2 protein-coding genes are annotated in these 1,191 nt (G+C 70.0%); both read left to right on the forward strand.

What is annotated here, in order from left to right; genetic code table 11:
- Window positions 1–851, forward strand: an 851-nt coding sequence (locus ACIGXM_RS37415) for a molybdopterin-dependent oxidoreductase (protein ID WP_396568586.1), incomplete at its 5' end; no start/stop codon positions are given.
- 2 nt (window positions 852–853) lie between these two features.
- Window positions 854–1,191: hypothetical protein (locus ACIGXM_RS37420; RefSeq protein ID WP_396568587.1), on the forward strand; the 338-nt coding region annotated here is incomplete at its 3' end.

Consider the following 1,191-nt stretch of genomic DNA (forward strand, 5'->3'; position numbering starts at 1 on the left):
TCACCGGGATCCTCAACATCCAGCTGTACTACATCTTCCCCGGCTCCTTCTACACCCTGCACTTCTACGGCGCCTGGGTGTTCATCGCCGCCTTCGTCGTCCACGTGTGCCTCAAACTCCGCCGGATGACCCGCGCCCTGCGCACCCGCCACCTGGCCGCCGAGCTGCGCACCGACCTCGCCCACACCCAGCCCGAGCCACCCGACCCCGACGACCTGGTCCCCACCGCCCCCGCCCCGCCGACCATGACCCGACGCGGCGCGCTCGCCATGGTGGGAGGCGGATCACTGCTCCTCCTGGTGGTCACCGCGGGACAGAGCATCGGCGGCCGGCTGCGAGGCACCGCCCTGCTCGCCCCACACAACCGCAATCCCGGCGGCGGCCCGAACGGCTTCCAGATCAACAAGACCGCCGCCGCCGTCGGCATCAACCCCGCACACGTCGGCCCCGACTGGCGACTGGAGCTCCACGGCCCCGGACCCGCGCAAGTCTTCACCCGCGCCCAGCTCCTCGCGATGCCCCAACACGCCGCCGCCCTGCCCATCGCCTGCGTGGAGGGCTGGTCCACCTCCGACCAGCACTGGCGCGGCCTGCGACTGACCGACCTCGCCACCCTGGCAGGCCTGCCCGACGCCGCAAGCGTCCTGGTGGAATCCGTCCAACCACCCGGCCCCTACAGCTCCGTGGTCCTGCGGGGCAACCAGATCCACGACCCCCGATCACTACTCGCCCTGCGCGTCAACGGCGCCGACCTCTCACTCGACCACGGCTACCCCGCCCGCATCATCGTCCCGGCCAACCCCGGCGTGAACAACACCAAGTGGGTACACCGACTCACCTTCAGGACCTGACCATGACGCGCTTCGTCCGCTGGTACGGCTCCGGCCCCCTCCACCTCCTCGTCCTCATCGCCTCCTTCGCCCTCACCGGCTACGCCCTGGTACGCCTGTTCGCCATCCGCCCGCTCGAGGTCGCGATCTGGTTCGTCGGCGCGGCGATCCTCCACGACCTGATCCTGCTACCCCTGTACTCGCTCGCCGACCTGTCGGCCCACGCCGTCCTCCGACACCGGGCCACACACGCACCGCAGGTACCGTGGATCAACTACCTGCGCGTGCCCACCTTCCTCACCGGCGTGCTCCTGCTCGTCTGGTTCCCCCTCATCTTCGACCTGTCGATCCCCTACCCGGA

Source organism: Kitasatospora sp. NPDC052896 (genome assembly GCF_044547075.1).
Classification (GTDB): domain Bacteria; phylum Actinomycetota; class Actinomycetes; order Streptomycetales; family Streptomycetaceae; genus Kitasatospora.